This window comes from Niallia oryzisoli (assembly GCF_036670025.1).
GTDB lineage: Bacteria > Bacillota > Bacilli > Bacillales > Cytobacillaceae > Bacillus_BD > Bacillus_BD oryzisoli.
This window is the reverse complement of the sequence record NZ_CP137640.1, coordinates 3,523,766-3,547,389: the sequence shown is the minus strand read 5'-3', so window position 1 is coordinate 3,547,389 and position 23,624 is coordinate 3,523,766. Positions and strand designations below refer to the sequence as shown.

23 protein-coding genes and 2 pseudogenes are annotated in these 23,624 nt (G+C 37.2%); 17 read left to right on the top strand and 8 right to left on the bottom strand.

Annotation, left to right across the window (positions count from 1 at the left end):
* The first annotated feature begins 67 nt into the window (after positions 1–67).
* From R4Z09_RS17905 to R4Z09_RS17890, 4 genes are all read left to right on the top strand, one after another.
* A complete protein-coding gene (locus R4Z09_RS17905) occupies positions 68–2,197 on the top strand; it encodes a hydantoinase/oxoprolinase family protein (protein ID WP_338448108.1) in 2,130 nt (709 codons plus the stop codon).
* 48 nt (positions 2,198–2,245) lie between these two features.
* Positions 2,246–4,165, top strand: coding sequence for a hydantoinase B/oxoprolinase family protein (locus R4Z09_RS17900; RefSeq protein WP_338448107.1), 1,920 nt, complete (start codon positions 2,246–2,248; stop codon positions 4,163–4,165).
* A 22-nt stretch (positions 4,166–4,187) separates the two neighbouring features.
* Positions 4,188–4,478: an acetone carboxylase subunit gamma gene (locus R4Z09_RS17895; RefSeq protein WP_338448106.1), complete on the top strand. Its 291-nt coding sequence runs from the start codon at positions 4,188–4,190 to the stop codon at positions 4,476–4,478.
* Between the two features lie 226 nt (positions 4,479–4,704).
* Positions 4,705–6,213 (top strand): aldehyde dehydrogenase family protein, encoded by a 1,509-nt coding sequence (locus R4Z09_RS17890; protein WP_338448105.1) that lies wholly within the window; start codon positions 4,705–4,707, stop codon positions 6,211–6,213.
* Between the two features lie 249 nt (positions 6,214–6,462).
* Here R4Z09_RS17890 and R4Z09_RS17885 read toward each other — a convergent pair.
* Together R4Z09_RS17885 and R4Z09_RS31125 are read right to left on the bottom strand one after the other, a co-directional pair.
* Positions 6,463–6,873: pseudogene (locus R4Z09_RS17885) on the bottom strand (LysR substrate-binding domain-containing protein); the annotation flags it as partial.
* Positions 6,874–7,078: 205 nt separating this feature from the next.
* Positions 7,079–7,212 (bottom strand): annotated as a pseudogene (locus R4Z09_RS31125) (transposase); the annotation flags it as partial.
* Positions 7,213–7,870: 658 nt separating this feature from the next.
* Here R4Z09_RS31125 and R4Z09_RS17880 point away from each other — a divergent pair.
* From R4Z09_RS17880 to R4Z09_RS17865, 5 genes are all read left to right on the top strand, one after another.
* The gene (locus tag R4Z09_RS17880; protein ID WP_338448104.1) at positions 7,871–9,154 is read left to right on the top strand and encodes an SLC13 family permease; all 1,284 of its coding nucleotides are present in this window, start codon (positions 7,871–7,873) and stop codon (positions 9,152–9,154) included.
* A gap of 290 nt (positions 9,155–9,444) precedes the next feature.
* Positions 9,445–9,594: a hypothetical protein gene (locus R4Z09_RS17875; protein ID WP_338448103.1), complete on the top strand. Its 150-nt coding sequence runs from the start codon at positions 9,445–9,447 to the stop codon at positions 9,592–9,594.
* A gap of 31 nt (positions 9,595–9,625) precedes the next feature.
* Positions 9,626–9,751, top strand: coding sequence for a hypothetical protein (locus R4Z09_RS31120; protein WP_422392305.1), 126 nt, complete (start codon positions 9,626–9,628; stop codon positions 9,749–9,751).
* A complete protein-coding gene (locus R4Z09_RS17870; protein ID WP_338448102.1) occupies positions 9,735–9,929 on the top strand; it encodes a hypothetical protein in 195 nt (64 codons plus the stop codon). The genes R4Z09_RS31120 and R4Z09_RS17870 overlap by 17 nt, the downstream gene beginning before the upstream one ends.
* 290 nt (positions 9,930–10,219) lie before the next feature.
* Positions 10,220–10,504, top strand: a complete 285-nt coding sequence (locus R4Z09_RS17865) for a hypothetical protein (RefSeq protein ID WP_338448101.1) — start codon at positions 10,220–10,222, stop codon at positions 10,502–10,504.
* Between the two features lie 218 nt (positions 10,505–10,722).
* On the opposite strand, the gene R4Z09_RS17860 is transcribed toward R4Z09_RS17865, so the two are convergent.
* Positions 10,723–11,658, bottom strand: coding sequence for a LysR family transcriptional regulator (locus R4Z09_RS17860; RefSeq protein ID WP_338448100.1), 936 nt, complete (start codon positions 11,656–11,658; stop codon positions 10,723–10,725).
* A 463-nt stretch (positions 11,659–12,121) separates the two neighbouring features.
* On the opposite strand from R4Z09_RS17860, the gene R4Z09_RS17855 reads away from it, so the two are divergent.
* The 3 genes from R4Z09_RS17855 (at position 12,122) to R4Z09_RS17845 (ending at position 14,358) form a co-directional block, all read left to right on the top strand.
* Positions 12,122–12,532 (top strand): MarR family transcriptional regulator, encoded by a 411-nt coding sequence (locus R4Z09_RS17855; RefSeq protein ID WP_338448099.1) that lies wholly within the window; start codon positions 12,122–12,124, stop codon positions 12,530–12,532.
* Between the two features lie 15 nt (positions 12,533–12,547).
* A complete protein-coding gene (locus R4Z09_RS17850) occupies positions 12,548–13,765 on the top strand; it encodes an MFS transporter (protein WP_338448098.1) in 1,218 nt (405 codons plus the stop codon).
* A gap of 128 nt (positions 13,766–13,893) precedes the next feature.
* The gene (locus R4Z09_RS17845) at positions 13,894–14,358 is read left to right on the top strand and encodes a hypothetical protein (RefSeq protein WP_338448097.1); all 465 of its coding nucleotides are present in this window, start codon (positions 13,894–13,896) and stop codon (positions 14,356–14,358) included.
* Positions 14,359–14,406: 48 nt separating this feature from the next.
* Here R4Z09_RS17845 and R4Z09_RS17840 read toward each other — a convergent pair whose 3' ends face one another.
* A complete protein-coding gene (locus tag R4Z09_RS17840; protein ID WP_338448096.1) occupies positions 14,407–15,168 on the bottom strand; it encodes an IclR family transcriptional regulator in 762 nt (253 codons plus the stop codon).
* Positions 15,169–15,256: 88 nt separating this feature from the next.
* The gene (locus R4Z09_RS17835) at positions 15,257–16,036 is read right to left on the bottom strand and encodes an enoyl-CoA hydratase/isomerase family protein (RefSeq protein WP_338448095.1); all 780 of its coding nucleotides are present in this window, start codon (positions 16,034–16,036) and stop codon (positions 15,257–15,259) included.
* 311 nt (positions 16,037–16,347) lie between these two features.
* On the opposite strand from R4Z09_RS17835, the gene R4Z09_RS17830 reads away from it, so the two are divergent.
* Entirely contained in the window at positions 16,348–16,488 is a 141-nt protein-coding gene (locus R4Z09_RS17830; RefSeq protein WP_338448094.1) for a hypothetical protein, read from the top strand.
* A 213-nt stretch (positions 16,489–16,701) separates the two neighbouring features.
* The gene (locus R4Z09_RS17825; protein ID WP_338448093.1) at positions 16,702–17,481 is read left to right on the top strand and encodes a Cof-type HAD-IIB family hydrolase; all 780 of its coding nucleotides are present in this window, start codon (positions 16,702–16,704) and stop codon (positions 17,479–17,481) included.
* A gap of 39 nt (positions 17,482–17,520) precedes the next feature.
* On the opposite strand, the gene R4Z09_RS17820 is transcribed toward R4Z09_RS17825, so the two are convergent.
* From R4Z09_RS17820 to R4Z09_RS17810, 3 genes are all read right to left on the bottom strand, one after another.
* Positions 17,521–18,360 carry a chemotaxis protein gene (locus R4Z09_RS17820; RefSeq protein ID WP_338448092.1) on the bottom strand — a complete coding sequence of 280 codons (840 nt, stop codon included), beginning with the start codon at positions 18,358–18,360 and terminating at the stop codon, positions 17,521–17,523.
* Between the two features lie 183 nt (positions 18,361–18,543).
* A complete protein-coding gene (locus R4Z09_RS17815) occupies positions 18,544–18,963 on the bottom strand; it encodes a hypothetical protein (RefSeq protein WP_338448091.1) in 420 nt (139 codons plus the stop codon).
* A gap of 262 nt (positions 18,964–19,225) precedes the next feature.
* A complete protein-coding gene (locus R4Z09_RS17810; RefSeq protein ID WP_338448090.1) occupies positions 19,226–19,822 on the bottom strand; it encodes a DUF502 domain-containing protein in 597 nt (198 codons plus the stop codon).
* A 271-nt stretch (positions 19,823–20,093) separates the two neighbouring features.
* Here R4Z09_RS17810 and R4Z09_RS17805 point away from each other — a divergent pair, with 271 nt between their 5' ends.
* The 3 genes from R4Z09_RS17805 to R4Z09_RS17795 all read left to right on the top strand — a co-directional run bounded on the left by R4Z09_RS17805 (position 20,094) and on the right by R4Z09_RS17795 (position 23,386).
* Positions 20,094–21,128 (top strand): low specificity L-threonine aldolase, encoded by a 1,035-nt coding sequence (locus R4Z09_RS17805; RefSeq protein WP_338448089.1) that lies wholly within the window; start codon positions 20,094–20,096, stop codon positions 21,126–21,128.
* A 174-nt stretch (positions 21,129–21,302) separates the two neighbouring features.
* Positions 21,303–22,286 (top strand): ketoacyl-ACP synthase III, encoded by a 984-nt coding sequence (locus R4Z09_RS17800; RefSeq protein WP_338448088.1) that lies wholly within the window; start codon positions 21,303–21,305, stop codon positions 22,284–22,286.
* A 176-nt stretch (positions 22,287–22,462) separates the two neighbouring features.
* Positions 22,463–23,386 (top strand): AEC family transporter, encoded by a 924-nt coding sequence (locus tag R4Z09_RS17795; protein ID WP_338448087.1) that lies wholly within the window; start codon positions 22,463–22,465, stop codon positions 23,384–23,386.
* Positions 23,387–23,624 lie beyond the last annotated feature (238 nt).

The following is a 23,624-nucleotide window of genomic DNA, read 5'->3' as shown; positions in this document are numbered from 1 at the left end:
TTCCTAGAATAATAACCTCTGCTGGGAAATTACTAATCAAATTTGACAAATGAAAGGAGCGTCATAGATGGAGGAATATATTGTTGCTGTAGATACGGGAGGAACTTTTACTGATTGTGTCATCGTAAATAATAATGGAGAAATTACAGTAGGTAAGAGTCATTCGACTCCGCCTGACTTCTCAGAAGGTGTAATCGAATCGGTTCGAGTAACAGCAGAAAAAATAGGTTTATCGTTAGAAAATTTGCTTTCTCGTACCGTACAGTTTATTCACGGGACTACGGTAACAACAAACGCAATGATTGAAAGAAGGGGTGTAAAAGTCGGATTTTTAACTACACTTGGTCATAAAGATGCCCTCCATATTATGAGAATCATGGGTAGAACCGCTGGGATGCCAGTAAATCAGCTTCAATTATCAAAAACATTTAAGCCAGACGCGATTGTACCGAAAAGTCTCATTGAAGAAATACCAGAACGAATCGACTACAAAGGAAGTGTGGTCGTCCCTCTCGATATAAACTATACTCGAAAGGCGATTCAGAATTTATTAAATCAAGATGTCGATTCCATTGCTGTTTCACTATTATGGTCTTTTAAGAATCCTGAACATGAGAAGAAGGTTAAGGAACTCTTTCAAGAAATGGCTCCTCATATTCCAATCTCTTTATCTAGTGAAATTGTACCTAAAATCGGTGAATATGAGCGAAGTGCAACAACCGTAATAAATAGCTATACAGCTCCATTGCTGGCAGGATATGTTGAGAAACTAGAAAAAAGACTTCAGGAGAATGGACTAACCTCTAAGCTTCTGATAATGCAATCAATAGGGGGATTAATGCCGGCATATGAAGCTGAAAGGTTGTCGGTTACAACATTAATGTCCGGGCCGGCAGGTGGTGTTATGGGTGCCAAATTTTTAGGGCACCGGTACGGATATAAAAATGTTATTTGTACTGATGTTGGTGGAACTACCTTTGATGTTGGATTGATTGTTGATGGTGAACCAGTCATTTCTTCAACCTCTGTTATGAATCAATATAATCTCTCATTACCAATGATTGATATCGAATCAATTGGAGCCGGCGGCGGAAGTATTGCTAGAGTTGATGTTGGTTCAACCCTACATGTTGGCCCAGAAAGCGCAGGTGCACGTCCTGGACCAGTTTGTTATGGAAAAGGAGGTACAGAACCAACGGTAACAGACGCAGATGTCGTTTTAGGTTTTATTGATCCAGACTACTTTTTATATGGTGCGATTGAACTTCACAAAGATAAAGCAGTTGAAGCTATTTCGGAAAAAATTGCAAAACCTCTAGGTCTTTCTGTAGAAGAAGCTGCAGCTGGAATCGTTGAAATTGCTAACTCACAAATGGCTGACTTAATTCGGAAGATGTCTATTGAACGAGGATACGATCCAAGGGATTTTGCTCTATTCTTATACGGCGGTGCAGGTCCAACACATGGAACTGCTTATGGAAGAGATTTAGGTGTGAAGGAAATGATTGTTCCTTTAGGAGAAACAGCAGCAGTGTATTCTGCATTTGGAATATCTAGTTCAGATATCTCTCATGTATACGAAATCTCAGACCCTATTCAAGCTCCATGGGATCTGGAATTGGTGAGTGAGAACTTTATCAAACTAGAGAAAAAAGCAGTTGAGCAGCTATTTATCGAAAATATCTCGGAAGGAAATATTCAACTAGAACGATGGATTGAAATGCGTTATAAAGGTCAAGTTCATCAAGTAGATGTCCCTTTCCCAAACGGTGTAATTACTGAAAACGTTATCAATCAGGTTATATCAGAATTTGAAAAACGTTATGAATCAATGTATGGAAAAGGTGCAGCCTTTAAAGAAGGAGGGATTGAACTTGTCAGCTACCGGGTCAATTCATATGGGAAACTCCCTAAGCCTTCTATTGAAGCAGCAAAAAAAGTAGAAACAAATTTAATAGAAACTGTTCGACCTGTATATTGGAGAGAATTAGGTGGATATGTGGAAACAAAAGTATATCGTGGGAATATACGATCCTTAGACATTCAAGTGGAAGGTCCGTCCATTATTGAACTTCCGACAACAACCATTCCAGTTTATCCTGGTCAATCAGTAACAGTAGATCCATTAGGAAGTCTTGTTGTTCGTAATCAAAGAAATGAAAGCGTTATCGCTGGAGAGAAGGAAGTATATCTATAAAAAACTTTAGTAAATCAAGAGGAGCAGAAAATATGTGGGAGGGTCCGTATGTCAAAATTTGTATTTACCCTAAAGGAGAATTCAGAATTAAAGATTTCCGACCAGACACCTATTTATAAAATTGATGACAACTATAAAGTGGATCCAATCACTTATCAGGTCATATTCCATAAATTATGGCAAATTGCAGATGAACAAGAAAAAACCATTCAAAAAATCTCCGGATCACCAATCGCAACAGATGCACATGATTTTAACGTCATGATATCAAACAGCTATGGCGACATTGTTGTATTAGGAACAGGTGTCGTGATGCTAGGGGGCGGGATGGATTCAATGGTTAAATGGATCCTAGAAAACCGTTCTGAGAATCCAGGAATTCATGATGGGGATGTATTTCTTTGCAACGATCCATGGATTGGAGCTCTCCACCAAAATGATATGGCTATGATGGCACCTATTTTTGTTGATGGAAAATTATTTGCTTGGACAGGCTCAACGATTCACCAAGTTGATGTTGGTGGTGTAAATCCTGGAAGCTTTTGTATTGATGCAAATGACCTTTACGCGGAGGGCCAGCCATGGCCACCTATTAAAATTGTGAAAAATGGTGAAATTCAATCAGATGTAGAAGATTTATGGATGCGTCAAACGCGGGCCCCAGCTCTATTAGCCATTGATTTAAGAGCTCACATAGCTTCAATAAATGTAGTGAAATCACGGCTTATGCAATTAATTGATCGATACGGAGCAGATACAGTAAAGGCCGTAATGGAAAAGTCAATGGATTATGCTGAACTTCGTTTACGTAATCGTTTAAGAGAATTACCCAATGGAACTTTTCGACATATTGATTATCATGATGTTTCCCAAAAGGGAGATCGGGGAATCTACAAAATTGCATTAACGATGATTAAGGAAGATGATCAGTTAGTTTTTGACTATTCAGAAACAGATCTCCAAACAGGAATTATTAATGCTCCACTTATTTCAGGTACTTCTGGAGCAGTCTTACAAGCGGTGCTGCAATTATTGTGTAATGACATCCCATGGTCTGTAGGCGGGATTAAGCGCGTTTTTAAAGTGGAAGCAAAACCTGGAACCATCTTAAGTGCAGAACATCCAGCAGGAGTAAGTATGGGTGCAACGGGATCAGCTTGGCTTGCAGGAAATTGTGCGAATATTACTATTTCAAAGTTGCTGATGGGTCATTCGGAACACAAAGAACGGTTAGTGGCAGGTACTGCCGGTTCGTGGGTAACAGTAAATCCGATGGGGCTTGATCAATATGGAAATCCTTTTTTAACAATGATTATGGACTCTATGGCCGGTGGTTTTGGTGCAAGGAGCTTTGCAGATGGAGTTGATACAGGCGGGTTACTATGCACTCCTAGCGGTCAATATCCAAATGTTGAGAGTAACGAACTTTTCTTTCCGATTCTTTACTTGTATCGACGTGAGAAAATAGATTCGGGTGGTCCGGGTAAATATCGCGGTGGTATGGGAGTTGAACTTTCCTGGGTACCACATGATACAGAACAATTGTTATTAACGGTTAGTTCATTTGGATCCTCCGTTCCAAACTCTGCTGGAATTACAGGTGGATACCCTTCGAATACGTCATTAGTTAACATTATAAGACAAACGAATGTTCTTGAACTTTTCAAAGAAAGTAAGATTCCTCAGGATTTTTCTAATCTCCAAGGTAAGTTGGAGGTGTTGCCACCAAAAACGGATTTAATTCAACAAAAAGGTGATGCATTTTATTATTGCGTACAAGGCGGTGGCGGTTATGGAGATCCACTCGAAAGGGATCCTAATAAAGTAGCAGAGGATGTGCTTAACGGAAAAGTAAGCAATAAAGTGGCAAAAGAAGTGTATGGTGTAATCATTAATGATACCGGTGAGGTTAACGAAAATAAAACACATATGCAGCGGGAAAGAATTCGAAAGGAAAGGTTAGCTTAATTATTCGAAAGGAGAGGGTTGTATGACTTTGGAAATATCAGAATATTTACAAATTACTGGATATCCAGAGAAAAAGATTCAATGTAAGAAATGTTCTCATTATATTTGCTCAGCAGACGAAAATTATAAAATTTTTTCGGCCATGAAAGAAGATTCAATTAAATCAGCAAATCCACAAAACTATGATTCCCGTCAATATGTGGATGAAGATATCGTATTTAGACAGTTTTATTGTCCGAATTGTGCAGTCTTATTTGAAACCGAAATCAATGTTAAAGGTGCAGCACCAATTTGGGATATAAAATTAGTTTAGGAGGATAAATATTCTGAGAGCGAACCTACTATTTTCGTAATGTATATAAATACATTAATTAAGCGTTTGAAACTCTATTGAATATAATAAAAATTAATAAGAGTGGGAGGTTATCTTGTATTTTCGAGATTTTAAAAAACAAGATAACCCTCATTGTGTTTTTTTTGAACTATTTTTACAACAACTATGTTATGGTTAAACAATTTGGTTTTAAAGGAGGAGAAAAATGAGCAGTACAATGAATTCTACATATTCTATTGATTGGAATGCATTAAAAGAGAGGCTATTAAATCGTGAGTGGAAAATGTTGATCGGCGGAAGATTAGTAGATTCCAAGAGCGGTACGACATATGAAACATATAGTCCATCTACAGGGGAATTTCTTGCTGATATTCCGTTTGCACAAAAAGAAGATGTTGAATTAGCCGTTGAAGCTGCAAAACAAGCCTTTGAGTCTTGGAAAATGGTACCTCCATTAGAGCGGGCAAAGATATTAAAAGTGTTAATTGAAGAATTTAAAAAGCTTGCTGATGAGTATGCCGTCCTAGATGCTATAGATGGAGGAAATCCTGTTTCAGCGATGGTATCGGATGTTGAATTGGCAGCCGCCATGATGGAATATACTGTTGGGTTAGTTACTGAACTAAAAGGAGAAACAATTCCTTCAAGTGGTTCTAATTGGCACCTCACCAAAAGAGAACCGTATGGAGTAATTGGCAGAATTATTCCCTACAATCATCCGATAATGTTCGCGGCATCTAAAATTATTGCTCCGCTGATTGCGGGGAACACCGTTGTTTTGAAAGCCCCTGATCAATGCCCGCTTTCTTCATTATTATTTGCAGAACTATGCCAAGAGTTTTTACCAGAAGGGGTTGTCAATATTATAACAGGTGACGGAAGAACGACTGGTGATGAATTGGTACGGAACAAAGATATAAAACGAATTGCGTTAATAGGAAGTGTAGAAACCGGCAAAACGGTATTAAAGTCGTCGGCAGAGGTGGGCATTAAGCACCTTTCATTAGAGCTGGGCGGAAAAAATGCAATGATTGTTTTCCCCGATGCAGACCTTTCTAAGGCCGTGGAAGGTGCTGTTCGCGGGATGAACTTTATGTGGTGTCAGGGACAATCTTGCGGGTCCACTTCTCGTTTATTTTTACATGAAGATATTTACGACGAGTTTGTTTCAAAATTAATTAATAGAATAAAAGAATTAAAAATAGGTCTTCCAATTGAGCCGGAAACAGAAATGGGCTGCCTTGTTTCGCAGGCACAATATGATAAGGTGATGCGATACATTCAATTGGGTCAAGAAGAAGGTGCTGAATTGATTCACGGCGGCGGGAAACCAGAGGGTGACAAGTTTAAAGATGGATTCTTTGTCGAGCCGACCGTATTTACCCATGTCACGGAGGAAATGAGTATCTTTACGGATGAAATCTTTGGTCCTGTATTATCTATTGTCCGCTGGAAGGAAAAGGAGGACGTAATTAGACAGGCGAATAGGCTTCCTTATGGACTCACTGCCTCGATATGGACGAATCATTTCCCTACAGCAATTGAAACAGTTGACCGGATTGAAGCTGGATTTGTGTGGGTGAATGGCAGTTCACGACATTTTATTGGTGTCCCCTATCAAGGATATAAAAATAGCGGGATTGGTTCTGAGGAGGGGCTGGAGGAAATCCTAAGTTATACACAGGTTAAAACGATTAATTTTATGGTTGAGTGAAAGGTTTAAGTGGCAGCCTTTTGTAATACCTAATTAAGTAGCAAAAGTCAATCTAACTTACGCTGTCCTGCTAATAAGTTAGATTGACTTTTTTATTTTGGATCTGAATGAGTTGTGCATGTTACGTAAACTGAAGCTGTTCGGCTGGTGTTTCCAAAATGAAATTTTTAAAAGTATTAATCGTAGGCGTCAAATACACATCTTCTTTCATGATCATATAATTATTAATTTCAGGTTAATAGGTATCCGTTATCGGGGTTTCACTAATTCTCCGTTGTTAAGCTCCCGTTCAACCGTCATCCTGGGAAGAAAGCCAATTCCTAACTGCGAGATTACGGCCATTTTGATAGATTCAATTTCATCCAACCGCAGAGAGATATTACATTTGTTAAGGTTTACCTTCAGTTTTTGCAGCTCGATCTCAATGATTTCGCCATGAGCAGTTTTAGGAAGTGATGCAAGCAAGGGGGTTTTTCGTAAAATATCTTGAATCGATCCATTCCATACAGACCAATCTGAACCGGATGCACACACGAGCACCCAATGATCATTTTGGATTAAATAGGTTACAATTCCTGGCGGAGGAGATTGTTCGTTGGAAAACATAACGAAACTAACATTGATTTTCTCCTCTAATACGTATAGGCAGATTTGTTTCGTATTATGTGTCGTTTTTGATACTGATTGGTGGGATTCATAGTTATAAAATGCTTATTTAGGCATAGTTTCCCCCTCCCAACTAAAGAGGCTTTTTAAAATGGTTTTTAATTTGGATTTACTCATGGTACTCTCAATGAGTAAACTTCTTTATATATAATTTTATATATATTGTACAAATCGTAACGTCACGCTTTAAGAGAATTTAAACCAAAACACTAATGATCTCATTATCAACCGAAAGGATACAATGGTTGGAAGTCTCTATCCGATGGTTGTAACGACCAAGATATTTTACGACTGCCAAAGGTCCAGGAAAGTCCTTTTCGTAAAGCTATACCATTTATCCCCTGAAACATGTGCCAATTAGTAAAAATAATTGAATCCTAGTTGGAATCTAAATATATAATTCTTTTTATTTCACTTTTCATAGTTATAAATATACATATATAACTATATCAAGAAATATTAATTGGATTTATGGCTCTAAACTAATATATAATAAATTACAGATTAATCACTATATTCATATTATTAATAATAGTAAAAATTTTAATTGCGAATGATCATTCACAGGCTATTTAGGAGGATTGATATAGTAAGTCAAAAATAAATAGATTCTTTCGTTTAGGTTGTGTATTTAGATGACAAGGTATCAATACAAAGCAAGTTGGGTCCCTCTATTATTAGGAAAATAGTAGTTACATATCATACACCACCACCTTGATATGAAAGTGCTGGTATTTCTCGCATTAAATTTATTCATCAAATATGATCCTGACAAAAGCAGCAACTGCCCGAGTAAATACCAAGCAAAAAGAATAGGCAGCAAAAGTTTATCTTATACTTATTAACTGGTGTAAGTTAGCGACTATACAAGTATTACTAGTCAAACACTTTTAAGAAGGAATCATGGCAAGAACAAAATGAAAGCGTTTATAATGGCAGATAGAAATTTATTCATGATCGACAACACATGAAAGAAAAGGGAGTGAATTTTATGAGTATAGAAATCATTGCTATTCTAGTACTACTGGCTATATTCGTCATTGGGGCAATCTTACCGATAAATATTGGAGTTTTAGGTCTTGCTGCTACTTTTATCGTTGGGATACTTATTAGCGGTCTTAGCTTGGATGAAGTATATAGTGTATTTCCGGTGGAACTGTTTATTTTTATCGTAGGAATCACCTATATGTTTGCGATTATTCAAAAGAGTGGTGTAATTGATTTAATTGCCGATTTGGGATTGAAATTGGTAAATGGCAAACTCGTCCTAATACCGTGGCTTATGTTTGCATTAAGTTCAGTTTTGGCCAGTGTTGGAACCTATGGCATCGCAGTTGTTACTTTGTTAGGACCCATTGCGTTAAAAATTGCCCATAAATGTCAAATTAGCCCGCTCATGATCAGCATCATGATTATTATGGGGATGCAGGCCGGCTCGTTCTCTCCATTAAATATTTTTGGTGTCATTGTAAACGGAGGCATGCAGACGAGAGGTCTTGAGCATTCGCCAGCACTTTTGCTGCTAAATTGTTTCATCTATTTTGGTATTGTTGCATTAATAGCATTCCTTCTATTTGGCGGACTTCGCTTAATAAAACGGGATTCAGCAGGATTGCCATACGTTGCTTCGTTAGGAGTGCCAGCTGATCATGTCCTACCAGAAAGAAAAAAAGGATTAGATCTATATAAAGGAATTTGCTTGGCAGCGATCGCAGTCTTAGCTATTCTATCAATTGGATTTGATATGAATCTTGGTTTTGCAGCGATTTTAGTGGGGTTGGTACTAGCCTTAATCGCTCCTAGTAAACAAGATGGAGTGCTGAAAGTAATGCCTTGGGGAGTTATCTTTTTAGTAACAGGAATTGTAACCTATGTCGGGGTAATGGAGAAAATAGGTGTAATGAAATTCGTTACCGATATGATTGCCGATATGGGGAGCCCTGTCTTAGCAACACTCGCGGTTTCATATGTTGGAGGATTCGTTTCCGCTTTTGCTTCAACCACCGGTTTCTTAGCTTCTGTTATCCCAATTGCAGAACCAGTCTTGATGAATCCAGATTTATCATCTGTCAATGTAATATCAGCTATTTCTGCTTCATCCAGTATCGTTGACTTAAGTCCGCTTTCTTCAGCAGGTGCCATTTTACTTGCCAATGTACAAGGGATAAAAGAAAGGGTATTTTTCAGACAGCTCTTGATGACTACCGGCGTATTCATTGCCGCTGGTCCGGGATTAGCATGGCTCTTATTCGTGGTAATAGGGACGCCTTGGTAATTTATTGTGTAAAAGATTTAGAATGTTCAATAAGTAAACTCGTTTGAATCTTTTTAGTTCTAATTAGATAAAAATTTTGTCTAACTAGATTCATAAATAATTCTATATAAATATATATCATAATTCAAATTAGAATTATAGCGAGTGATGTTTTATTCTATAAATAAGATGAAAACTATCTATCTACTGTGATAATGGTTTTCAGTATGTGATTAATTAACTGAATATTAACTATTTTTAAAATTTATAAAACAAATTATCTGTAAAAATAAATATGAGTTGGCTTTTTTATGTTAACTCAAGAACAAAACAAAACGTTGACACAGGTTGGTTCAGGTACACCAATGGGGAGATTATTAAGAAGATATTGGCATCCGATTGCGGCAAGTTCAGAGGTCGAAAAAGTTGGCACAACAAAAAAGGTAAAAGTATGTCGTTGATTATATAGACGGACAGAATATGATGGCATGAATTACTCAAGACCGGATTGCTGACCGAACAACAGAAAGACTAGGAACTTCAGATAAAGGGATTATCATGTTTCGACGAATGCTGCAAAGAGAATTGAAGAAGATGGAGAATGGAGAAGGATCCTAAATGTGTGATTTGGAATCAAGAGATAAACGAAAACATTAAACTGCCTCAAGAAGAAAATAAGTTTAGTGAAGGGGGATTACTGTCAGGGGTAGCAAAAGATTGGAATACACGTTATGCCCCTAACCTGGATGAAATTAATGAAATTTGTAAAGGTGGAAAGGTTCTTTCTAACATCTAAGAAAGAGCGAAGAGGCTCTCTAATCAGTGCAACCATACCAATGTATATTTTGGAGTGGTAGATGTCAGACAGGGAAAAGGGCGCCTCTTTCTATCTACTAAATAAGTGAGTTTACCGTAAGTAAATGATCTATATACGCCCAACCAAAATTTTGTCAGGATTGCGGAAAACCAAAGATAAATACTAAATTATAATATATTAGCGAAAGTCACAATTTTCAGATATGTATTTAGAAAAGATCCTGAATAATAAGACAGCTTGCCCATAATATAGTCCGCGGAAGACATCATATGCCAACTTTTGCTGAACATGCGATGGATAAACAGTTTGCTGATTTCATTATGTATAAAGACTATCGTGCTGCCTATGATATGCTGCCACAGTTTTCAAGTATGGCAAAAGTTGAATCGAGCGGCCGACATTTAGCGATGTTGTTTGGTCTCCTTGATGAGGGTTGCAATCCAGTCTATTATGCTGCTGCTCAATCATCCGGCAGCTGGAACCCGATCATTACGTTTTCGAAAACAATGGTATCCGATGGGAATGAGAATTCAGAAGAAGAATATGTAAAGTAATATAAAAACGGCTGTTTGAAAGTCTTATTCTTCAAACAGCTGTTTTTTATTTTTTCAGGTACGTATAGAACCTTTACTATTTTTTATATACTTTAATTTATGTACAAGTTTATTAGCAGGATATGTGTTGCCTGAATAAAGGAAAAAGTTGATCTAACTTTCGGTAGTCCTAAAAGTTAAATCGACTTTTTCTTTTTACTGTATTTAACTTTTGAAATTTAGATCAACTGAAGGGTTTCAGCTGCTGTTTCCAAAATAAAATTTTTAAAGGTATTTATAGTTGGCGTCAAATACGCATCTTCTTTCATGATCATATAATTATTTATTTCAGGTTTATAGGTATCCGTAATCGGGATTTCAACTAATTCTTCATTGTTAAGCTCTCGTTCAACTGTCATACGGGGAAGAAAGCCGATTCCTAACTGGGAGATAACGGCCATTTTGATTGATTCAATTTCATCCAGCCGCAGAGAGATATTACATTCTTTCAGTTTTACCCCCAGTTTTTGCAGTTCGATCTCAATGATTTCACCATGAGCAGTTTTAGGCAATGATCCAATCAAGGGGGCTTTTCGTAAAATTTCTTGAATCGATCCATTCCATGCGGCCCATTCAGAACCTGCTGCACATACAAGTACCCAGTGATCTTTTTGGATCAGGTAGGTGACAAGTCCTGGAGGAAGCGTTTGTTCATTGGAAAACATCACAAAACCTACATTTATTTTCTCTTCTAAAACGTATTGGCAAATCTGTTTTGTATTATCATAGTGTGTTGTTACTTCTAGTTTTGGATATTTTTTCATGAAATTAAGAATGAATGTAGGCAATAAGAAGCGGCCAATGGGACGGTTACTACCAATGGCAATTTCACCGGCCTCCCCAGAAATTAATTCTTTTAAGGTAGAACGCAATTGTTTATCCAGGCTGAGCAGCTGTGAAGCATATTGATGAACGAGGACTCCGACTTCAGTTAGTTCAATATTATTCCCTTTCCGTACAAAAAGCTTAGCCCCGAATCTATTTTCTAACGACTTGATCTGCATACTTAAGGCTGGCTGTGTCATATGCAGACTTTGAGCAGCCTGTGTATAACTGCCGTACTCAACTACATAACAAAAAAGTTGAATTTGATGAAGGTTTACAGGTGTGTCCATGATTCATCCCCGCTTATATAGAATAGTATATATTATTTCATTTTTAGAGATAATTCTATTATATAGGAAGTAGGAATGATACTTCAATTAATTTATAATATTTAGATAGTTCAAAAACATTTCTCCGTTTGTATAGAAAGCTATATGTTTCCTTAGTATAAGTAAATTGAATAAAAGTTACTTTATAAATTATTTTCATAATTTATGTTAATGGGTCTTCATTTCTATCATAAAGGTATTCAGTGAAAATTTAGAAAAACCGCCAAAAGATGCGGGAAGTGTAAAGTGAAACTTTTGAAAGCTACCAAAACCTGACCTGATTACTGTATTTCGGTAGCCTAAAAACTAAACTGACTGCCGGATACAGTCTATTTTTCCTTCGAGAGCCACTAAATATGGACAAATGGTGAAAAAAGGAGTATATTAGTTACCTAGGTAACTAATTTCGCTCGGAGGTTTTAACTTGGCACTATCATTTTTTCACCAGCATTTACAGTTTTCCCGGTCTTTTACAAAAAAATTAAATGAACAGTTAGCGAGTGTCGGTTTATATCATTCACAATGGATGATTGTTTACTATTTAAAACAGTTTGGTGCATCTACTCTTGTGGAGATCAGCCAATATAATGATGTAGAAAAACCTACGATCACTCGAACGGTAAATCGGTTAGATGAGATGCAGCTAATCGAGAAAGTTCCAAGTAAGGATAAGCGGGAACGGAAGATTCAACTAACAGAGAAGGGGAATTTTGTATATGAGGAAGCATTAAAGGTGGTCGAAGAGTTTGAAAATAAGCTGTTGGAGGAAATTTCCATAGCAGACTTAGAGACAACGGTGAGAACCGTTCAACTATTAAAGGAAAAACTTAGATAATGGGGAAGGGATTAAATGAATCAAAAAACTAAATTATGGACTAAAGACTTTATTATGGTTTCAATTTCTAACTTTTTATTATTTATCTCATTTTATATCTTAATGGTAACATTAGCTGTTTATTCGATAGACAAGTTTCATGCTTCTCAAAGTGAAGCTGGTCTAGCATCTAGTATCTTTGTCCTTGGTGCTGTTATTGTAAGACCGATTGCTGGAAAAATCATTGAACGTGTGGGGAAAAAGAAGCTGTTGCTTTTGGGGTTGAGTTTATTCCTCATCATGATGTTATTGTATTTTCCAATTAATAGCCTATCGCTTTTATTCCTTATACGATTTTTACATGGATTTGCTTTTGGAATAGCTACAACAGCCACAGGTACAATTGCTGCCGATATTATTCCTTTATCCCGCCGTGGTGAGGGGATGGGGTATTTCGCAACAAGTATGAATTTAGCCATGGCTGTAGGTCCCTTTATAGGATTATTCATAAGTCAACACTTCGATCATTCAGTCATTTTTGTTGTGACATCCATTTTTGCTGTTGTTGCGATTGCAGCGGCGGTATTTTTAACGATACCAAAGGTGAATATGGGAACAAAACAGATTCAAATGAATAAAGGATTTCAGATCAGCGATTATTTTGAAAAGAGATCCATTCCGATTGCTATTCTTGTCGCTATTTTTGGGTTTGTTTACTCAAGTATTTTAGCTTTTTTAAGTTCGTATGCCGAAGAAATCAACCTAGTGGATGCAGCCAGCTTTTTCTTTGTCATGTACGCTGCCTTCCTGTTGATATCCAGACCATTTACAGGTAAGTGGTTTGACTCAAAAGGTGAAAATAAGGTGATCTATCCATCCATTATTGCTTTTGGTGCAGGGATGATCATTCTAAGCCAAGCCCAGAATGCTGTTACACTACTTATCGCAGGAGCTGTAATTGGAATCGGTTTTGGAACCTTCCAATCAAGCGCGCAAACAGTTGCTGTTAATCTGGCACCGAGAAATAGAAGCGGTTTAGCAACATCAACCTTTTTTGTATTCTACGATTTTGGTATTGGGGTTGGACCCTTCTTATTAGGATTTATTTTGCCATTAGTAGGGTTCCGCAGCTTATATGTCACTATGGCAGCCATTGTTTTTCTCGGTATCTTCTTATATTATCTTGTACACGGTAAAAAAGCATCATCTCTCCAAAAAGAAAATGAACATACAAAAGACGTACAGGTTAGTTAATAAAATAAAGGATGAGGCTGTCCCAAAGGTCTTTATAAAGGCCTTTTGGGACAGCCTCATCTGTTTTCTAGTGGAACGATCTTTACGCATACCTCATAGGATAGATTATCCAAGGCGGGGGTGATGTAGTGAAGACGTGGTTAAAAGTATTCATACTGGCCTACCTTTCCCTGTTGTTTTTTGGCAGTTTTATCATGGTTGGTTTATTATGGACAGGTGCATTAGAAAAGTCCCTGCCATTTGTTTCAGAGATTAAAGTATTTTTGTATTACTTTTTTGCCGGATCAATCGGCGGGTCCTTAAGACATCTCTACATGTTTTGTTCACACTACATGAAAGGGGAGTTGACCAATTACCGTGAATGGATTATGTATATATTCTATCCTATCTTTGCAACCGGTACAGCGGTCATAGCTGTTTTGTTAATTGACAGCGGAATATTGTTAATTGAGTTCATCGATTATGGTGAAACTCCCTATGCACAAATCAGTATTGCCTTCTTTGTTGGATTTGGGTTCAACCGGTTTATCAACAAGCTTAATGCTGTGTCGAAAAATATGTTTCAGACCAATAAAAACAATAATAACCAATAAAAAGGGCTGGGGTTTTTCTTTTGAAACAAGTAAACCCAGCCCTTCGATTTACATAGAAAACCCTAACATTTTTGACACGATAGAAGCCTTTACCTTAATTAACTGAACGGCTTGTGAATGTTCTGATGTATCTAATGTACTTTCTATACCTACAACGGAGAGGACAGCTGCCAGTTTGGAAGATTGGTCAAAAATTGGGGAGGCTATTGCATTGATTCCAGGAATGAGAGAGCTATTCACATAGGCATAGCCATTTTTTTTAATCAGCTCTGTTATTTCGTGAAATTGTTGTTCATCTATAGAGGATATGGCAAGTTCTTCGCTAATTTTAGGGGTCGTCATTTCTGCTGGTAAAAAAGCTGCAAACACTCTGCCGGTAGCACTTTTCGTAAGGCTGACCTGGGAACCCGCTTTGATCCCGATATTTGCTGCCCGATTGCTTTCTTCCCAGCTCACAAAAAACGGACCGGTTTCTCCCCAGATCGAAAGGGCAGTGGTCTCATTCAACGATTCTTTAATATCCAATAAGTGAGGCGCAGCAATATCCTTGATATTTAACATTTGTGATGCTTGCAATCCTAAGCGAAGTATTTCGGTTCCCAGCATATATTTAGCATTCTGGTCTTTTTTTAGCATTCCTGTTCTCACAAAACTTGTCAAATAACGATGCAGCTTGCTTTTTGATGTTTCGCATAATATGGCAATTTCCGAGATAGATACAGGCTTTCTCGCTTCGGCGATCTTTTTTAATATCGTTATACCGACTTCAATCGATTGTATCCCTTGACTTTTAGTTTCTTCTTTTACCATGGTCCGTTTTCCTCTCTGATCGGGTTTAAACTAAATCGCAGAAGTAAAAGCAGGCTGTCCTGCTTAAATGGACAGCCTTACGTTATGATTATTTACCGACATATTTAGGCGTTCTATTTTCAAGTCGTGCAGCCATGCCCTCTCTGCGGTCTTGTGTTGCAAAAGCACCGTCATAGCATGCAGCTTCAACTGTTAAAGCAGATTCAAGGTCAACATTAGAGCCAGTATTAACAGCTAGTTTCATCATTCTTAATGCAACCGGTGCTTTCTGAGCAAGCTCTTCAGCCCATTCTTTTGCAGTTGATAGGACTTGATCATGGGGAACGACTAGATTGACAATTTGCAGCTGATAAGCCCGTTCTGCATCGATTATTTTTCCGAAATATAATAATTCTTTCGCGGTGCCTTGTCCGACAACCTTTTGAATCCGTTGTGTACCGCCGCCGCCAGGGATGACGCCTAAGTTGATTTCAGGAAAAGCAAATTGTGCTTTTTCAGAAGCAATCCGTAGATCACATGTTAATGCAAGCTCAAAGCCGCCTCCACGAGCCTCCCCATTGATTGCAGCAATTACCGGCTTCGTCAAATTCTCAATTCTTGAAAAAGACACTCTCGTAACTTGGGTTAAATTCATCATTCCAACGGTATCTAAATCCACCATTTCATTGATATCTGCTCCAGCTACAAATGCTTCATCGCCAGCTCCTGTCAAGACAATAGCCTGTACATCTGGATTCGCTTCCAATTCTCCCATAATCTGAGTGATTTCCTGATATACCTGAGTGTTTAATTTGTTACCTGGTGAATGATTGATCGTAACAACCGCCACTTTATTTTCGATATCACAAAGTAAATATTGATAGCTCATATGTAATCCTCCATAAAATATTATTTGTTAAACAAAATCCATTATCCATGTAATATGAACAACACTAATCTCAAAAGATAAAACAAGATAATCAACTTTCAAAGTTGTTCACGATTAGTGAATAGTGTTTACTGATCGTAACTTGCATATTTCATGATATCAAGAAGAAAACAACCTTGTAAACTAATTTTGTGAATTTTTCCTTTTTTTATATAAACAAAAATACTTTCGAAAATACGTGAACAGAATCATATACCATGCAGAAGAGGAAATAATAAAACGAAAACAATAGGAAAGGCAGGATGCAGCCATTGAAAAATGATACTGATCAAACAAGCGCAGGGCTCAATCAAATAATGGAAATAATCAATGCAAAAGGAGACGAAGGAGAACTGAGACAAATCGTAGAACGAGCGAATCCACATCCTGATCAAAAGAACGATCAAAAATAAACAAGCATACAGCGCCCTGCTTTTAGTAAGAGATTTGGTCAAAATAATTGACATGAAACGGGTTTCATAAGTTACACTCGAACCATTGATGAGAAAACAAAAAAGAAAACTCTATGGGAATCATGATTCTTTGTTTTGAAGGAACAATGGTTTTATATGAAAAAGCGATTCTCAAAACAAATGATCAAATTTTACTTGAAAGTAGGGCGAATAATGACCGAACAAAGTGTAATTTTTTTTGATATAGACGGAACTCTGCTTGACCATGATAAAGAATTGCCTCATGCAACAAAAGAAGCCATTTTTCAACTAAAGGAAGCTGGACATGTAGTTGCTATTGCTACTGGAAGAGCTCCCTTTATGTTCGAGGATCTGCGAAAAGAATTGGATATTCATACGTATGTTAGTTATAATGGACAATTTGTCGTGTTAAATGGCAAAGTGTTACATACAAATCCTTTAAACATTCCATCGCTTGTAAAATTGACAGAAACAGCTCTTCATAATAATCATCCTGTTGTTTTTATGGACCATAAAGATATGAAAGCGAATGTCCCTGAGCATTCTTACATAAAGGAAGGCATTGATTCATTGAAAATTGACCGTTTTCCTACCCATGATCCTTATTATTACAAGGAGCGTGAACTGTATCAGTCACTCCTCTTTTGTAAGGAAGGGGAAGAGAAACAATATGAACAGGAATTTCACGATTTTGATTTTATTAGATGGCATCCTGTTGGTGTAGATATACTTCCAAAGGGCGGCTCAAAAGCAAGGGGCATTCAGAAAATTGTGGACAAGCTTGGTTTCCCTCCGGAGCATCAATACGCTTTTGGTGATGGGCTGAATGATATCGAGATGCTGTCGACCGTACAAAATAGTATTGCGATGGGGAACGCAGAAGACACAGTAAAAGAAGCTGCAAAATTTGTTACAAAGTCCGTTGAAGAAGATGGTATTTACCATGGCCTGCAAATGGTAGGACTGTTATAAGACGTGATTGAAAAAGCATGGGGTTATCCCATGCTTTAATCATTTATTAATCGTAATCCATGTTCGGATGAGTCCATCAACGATTGGGTTGATGACTTGGCGAGCAGTCCAGTATTGATTGTGGGAAAGCGGATTCCAGCCGGTCAGGATTCCGCCAACAGCAGACTGACGGTCTTTAACATATTGGCTGCCGTATAAAGGTTCTAGCGGATAGCCGACGATGTCATCTTTGTCGTAAAAGTTGATCCATTCACCAGTATTTGGATAGCACTCTTGGATCCATTTTGCCGGTACTTCAATCGGCCGGTCAAATTCATCGTAACTGATACTCCATAGTGCAATCGGGCTTCCCATTGTATAAAAAAGTGTTAAGGTTTCTCCTCTTACGAGAGGATTTTCCAACGGATCTGCCATTCTTTTGCCTTGCTGTAGATCATAAAAATGATTACTTGTAATAACCGTTCCAAGGCTATGAGCGATAACGCATAATGGCGCTTCTTCGTCACCAGTTTCGCGAGAAAGTTCATATAATTTTTCATCTATTTTTGTATGGATTTTTTTATAGAAGTTTTTTTGAGAGGGTGATCTTTGATACGCGATGGCATCGGCTAACACATGAATCATGGCATTACGCAAAAGCAAATAATCAAGTTTGCTTGATTGGAATTTCTCCCACAGAATGTGCTCGGGTTCTTCGAAAATATTGGCCCAGCAAATCGGTTTAATTACCAATTGTGCATCAGGGGACGTGACGGAAGGCTTCAATTTCTTTAAACGTTTGATAAACTGTTTTTTTATTTTCTCCTCCATCACCAGAGCAAAATCATCTGTCTGTGTTCCAATCCCATGTATGATGGCCACAGCAATCTTTTTGGACAAAAATCATTCCTCCTCAAAAATGGTCTTACTAAATATATATTGCTGCAGCCTTTTAAAACAGACCTATTTTACTGAATATTCAAAAGTATACCATTCGGATGAGGGATCTAAAAAAGTGTCCAGGAATTACTATTTCATTTCTAGCCTGTATGGAATTAAAAAATGATATTGTGATTAGCACGGTCAAGATTCATTGTGCGGGTCATTTCGCTCTTTAATCACATCTTGAATGATCTCAATATGCAGACTGGCCCAGGCCTTTTCGCGATAATGAATAATAACACTAATGATTAGTACAAACATATAAATCACACTAAACGGAAGCCAAAGAATTCCTCCCTTTTGAAAAAGAAACTCTTGTAACTTGCTTGCAAATAGAAATATAAACCATGGAATAGCTGTAACGAATACGGGGATAATCCCCGAACCACTTTTCTCTTTGATCATTCGATAATAGATTAATTTTAATAAAGCAGTTTCAACTGATTGGTAAAAGGTTCGAATTTCTTGAACCTCCGCCAATTCCTTTGTATGTATGAATTCATTGAGTTCTATTTTCTTCATTTTAAGATACAACTTATGAGCATCCCCACGAAATGACACGACTATCACCTTCTCATGTTAATAACTACATAAAGGAAGTTGAACTTAATTCCTAGCAGTATATTGCAGCTTAAATAGAATGAAGTCAAAGACACAGGATAATGCTTTAACTCTAGGTTAAACAGTTAAACAATAATTAAACGGTTTTTCACTGTCATGTTTTTATGTGTCAAAGTCATAAAGTATCACTGTTGAAAATTATTACTGTCTATAAACCAATTGTAGACGCTTGACACTTAATGGGGACAGCTTCTTTGTTATTTCACTTTTCCGGCGATTGTTGACCTTGATTAGACGTCATTCCACCCGACAACACGAATTTCATTGCATCCTCAGGCTTTATATCAATAATCTCCACTTGGCCTTTCGGAATTAATATGGTAACACCTGCAATTTGAAAGGTTTGTTGAACATAGACAGCCACATAATCCTTTAATGGATGATAAAAGCCTTCAAGGTCCTCTGTCGTGATAAATCCAATTGTTTTTACTTCTGTACCTGGGATCGTAACAAGGGCTACTTTCGAAAAGGACTTTTTCTCTCCAAGAAAAGATTGAAAAGTATCTTTAATAACGGAATAGATGGTTTTAATAAACGGAATCTTTTCTAGCAGTTTGTCAATCATCCGGAAAATGGTACCTGTAAATACCTTAGTAGACAGCCAGCCTAAGATGGTGATCAAGATAAAGGTAAATAATAATCCAATCCCAGGTATGTAGGCATCCTTTAAATATGGTTTTAAATAATTTCCAAGCAGGCCGTCTAAAAACATAAAAATTTTAAAGACAACATAGATCACAAGAATAATGGGAACAATCGTTAATAACCCTTTAATAAAATTCTGTAAAATCCTTTTCATACATCTTCTCCCTTTATAACATTTCCCTAACTAAATTATTATCTCGTGAACTTGTTATTGAATCAAGCTTAGCTTCAGTCAAAAACAATCATAAGATAGTTATTTATTTATTAATCCTTATGTACAGCTATAAATCAAGAACCATTCAGATATTTTTCCAATTGCAAATGTTATATGTATTAGAACAAGAATAGATAAGGCTAAGAACAGAGGATATGACATTTAGTTATTATGGTAAAATAGTAAAAAACATCAAGCTAGGAGCGGTTATATGTACAGTTTTAAAAATGACTACAGCGAAGGTGCATATCCAAGAATCTTGACTGCGCTGATGGAATCAAATCTTGTCCAGGAAGATGGCTACGGGGAGGACCACTATTCCCGCCAAGCAATCGAACTTATTAAACAAAAATTAGGACAGGCTGACGTGGATATTCATCTTTTAACAGGTGGTACTCAAACAAATTTAATTGCTATTTCTGCTTTTCTAAGACCACATGAAGCAGCGATTGCAGCGAGCACAGGTCACATTTTCACCCATGAAACAGGTGCAATTGAAGCAACAGGGCATAAAGTGATAGCGGTTGAAACCGCCGATGGGAAATTAACCACTGAGCAATTACAGAATGTACTTGATTTTCATACTGATGAACACATGGTTAAGCCAAAGCTCGTTTACCTATCGAATTCAACTGAAATAGGCTCTATATACAATAAGGAGGAATTGGAACAGATAAGTCAATTCTGCAGGGAGAAAAACCTCATTCTATATATGGATGGCGCAAGACTAGGTTCTGCTTTGTGTTCCTCAGAAAATGACCTAAAGATAAGTGATCTTCCAATACTTGTAGATGCCTTTTATATTGGCGGTACGAAGAATGGGGCTTTGCTCGGGGAAGCATTGGTTATTTGCAGGGACTCACTTAAAGATGATTTCCGCTTTCATATTAAGCAGAAGGGGGCGCTTCTTGCCAAAGGCAGATTATTGGGAGTTCAATTTTTGGAACTTTTTCGGGATGATCTGTTCTTTGACCTGGCGATGCATGCTAATAAGATGGCAGATATGATCAGGGATGAAATAAGGAATGCAGGTTTTACGTTTCTGACCCATTCCCCGTCAAATCAGATTTTCCCTATTTTGCCGAATTCCATCATTTCTGAGCTTCAAAGGAAGTACGCTTTTTTGATTTGGGAAATAATAGATTCGGGTACTTCTGCGATACGCTTGGTTACATCATGGGCTACGAAAGAAGAGGCTGTGTTGGAATTCATTGATGATCTTAAAAAGACCATTATCAAGTTATAATGAATGTTTTTTTTTTGATTAATAATAAAAATATTTAGATTACAAAAGGCTTTAAAAGAGCAGCATGGAAGATGCTGCTCTTTTATTCTACTTTGGTATCATATTAGTATCTAGTATTAGTAATAAGTGGTAAAATGAATAAAAGTCAAAATTCAAAAAGCAAGGGGGTATTCAATGACTTTTTCAAAAGCTCGTATAACTGCAATTGGTTCATATGTCCCTGAAAAAATAGTAACAAATGATGATTTAGAAAAATTGGTAGAAACGAATGATGAATGGATTGTAAAACGGACTGGTATAAAAGAACGAAGATTTGCACGCGAAGACGAGCATACAAGTGATATCGGTTATAAAGCCGCATTGAACTTGGTCGAAAGCTATAATAAATCCCTAGAAGATGTTGATTTGGTTATTGCCTGTACAATGACTCCTGATTTCAAAACTCCAAGCACAGCTTCATTAGTCCAAGCAAAACTAGGAATCAAACAAACAGGTGCGATTGATTTAAACGCTGCATGTTCTGGGTTTGCTTACGGGCTGCATTTAGCTAATGGCTTAATTACTTCTGGTTTACACAAGAAAATTCTCGTTATTGGTGCAGAAACTCTATCGAAAATTACAGATTATGAAGATCGTTCCACCTGTATTCTATTTGGAGATGGCGGTGGTGCAGTACTTGTAGAATATGATGAAAAACAGCCAAGTTTCCTTTCTTACCATCTAGGTTCTGAAGGGGAAAAAGGAAAAAACTTATATTGTTCCGATTTATCAAAGTCAATGTTTGAAGAAGAAATTATCAAGAGCGATAAATTTGTTCAAAATGGGCGGGAGGTATACAAATGGGCAGTTACCACCGTACCAAAAGGCATGAAAGAGGTTCTAGAGAAAGCATCAATGCCATTAAGTGATGTAAATTGGTTTGTGCCGCATAGTGCTAATTTAAGGATGATTGAATCAATCTGTCAGAAAACAAATTTTCCGATTGAGAAAACATTGTATAGCCTGGTAGAATACGGCAATACGTCCGCAGCAACCATTCCATTATCACTTGATAAAGGGGTTCGGGAAGGGAAAATCACAAATGGAGATATTCTGTTATTATACGGCTTCGGTGGTGGTTTAACGCATGCAGGATTGATTGTACGATGGAATATCTAATAAAAGCTGATGGCAGATGTTTTGAAAATCAATTTATAAATAGAGGCAGTCTCGTTTCCATTCGAGGCTGCCTTTCGTTTTAAATAAGTAACTATCTTTAATCTTCTTTTTATTATGAATATTGTAGTATAATGTTGGAATATAGAATAAAGCAGTCAGAGAGGAATTTATTACTTATGATTCAAAATGTCTTTTCCACCCTTTTTCAAGTGCTTGTGCCGCTTGCGATACCCGTCATTGCCGGGACGTTGCTTAGTAAATACAAGCAGCTTGATATTAAACCGCTTTTAGTTTTAGTTTTATATTATTTTACTCCCATCGTCATCTTCGATACGTTAATAAATGCAGAAGTGTCCCATGAGGATATTTATTTAACCTTTGCTTTCTCGCTATTAAATCTAATTTTACTATGGGGAACAGCAAATGGATTAGGAAAACTGCTTGCATTATCACAAAATGATATTGCAGGCCTTACGCTTATTTCAGCATTTACAAACTGTGTCAACTACGGGATTCCGCTTATTTTACTCGCGTTCGGGCAGCTCGGGCTGGACAAGGCATCGGTGTTTATTGTTTTGCAAATGATTATTGTTAATACTGTAGGAATCTACTTTGCAGCGCGTTCGCACTTTAATATTAAAAATGCCATTAAGTCTGTATTTTCTCTACCGGCAATCTATGCAGCTATACTGGCATTTTTGTTTCGCAGCTTCGATATTCCATTACCCAGCGGGATAGCAAGTGGATTTTCGATGATTGCAGATGCTTATTCCCCTATTGTATTAGCTATCTTAGGCGCCCAAATGATGAATGTGAAAACAGAAAAGCTGGAAAGAAAAACGCATACCGCTTATTGGGCAGGTATAGGAATGAGATTGCTTGTATCGCCGGCAATCGCCTTAATTTGTTTATCTATACTTAAAATTGACGGGCTCTTATTCCGAGTATTATTGATTTTGGCATGTATGCCGGTTGCTGTGAATGCAGGGATTTTAGCAGCGAAGTTTGATGCCTCTCCAAAAATCGTGACAAAAAGCATTCTTTGGACAACCCTCTTATCTTTTATTGTATTACCGTTTCTAATCGTTCTAGTCAAGTAATCAACTACCTTGTTTATCAGAAAGCTGTTAATAAAGAAGATTAACTGTACTCAGGTTAGTCTTTTTTGTTTTTTCTAATGGTTTTAAGTTGAAATGTTGCGATATCAATAAAAAACAGTGTACAATCGTGAAGTGTAATAAAATAAAAAAGTATCAATTGAAGAGAAGCATCACTATTGGTAACTTCTATAAAGTATATTATGATAATACTGAAGAAAACTATTATACTAAATGTATA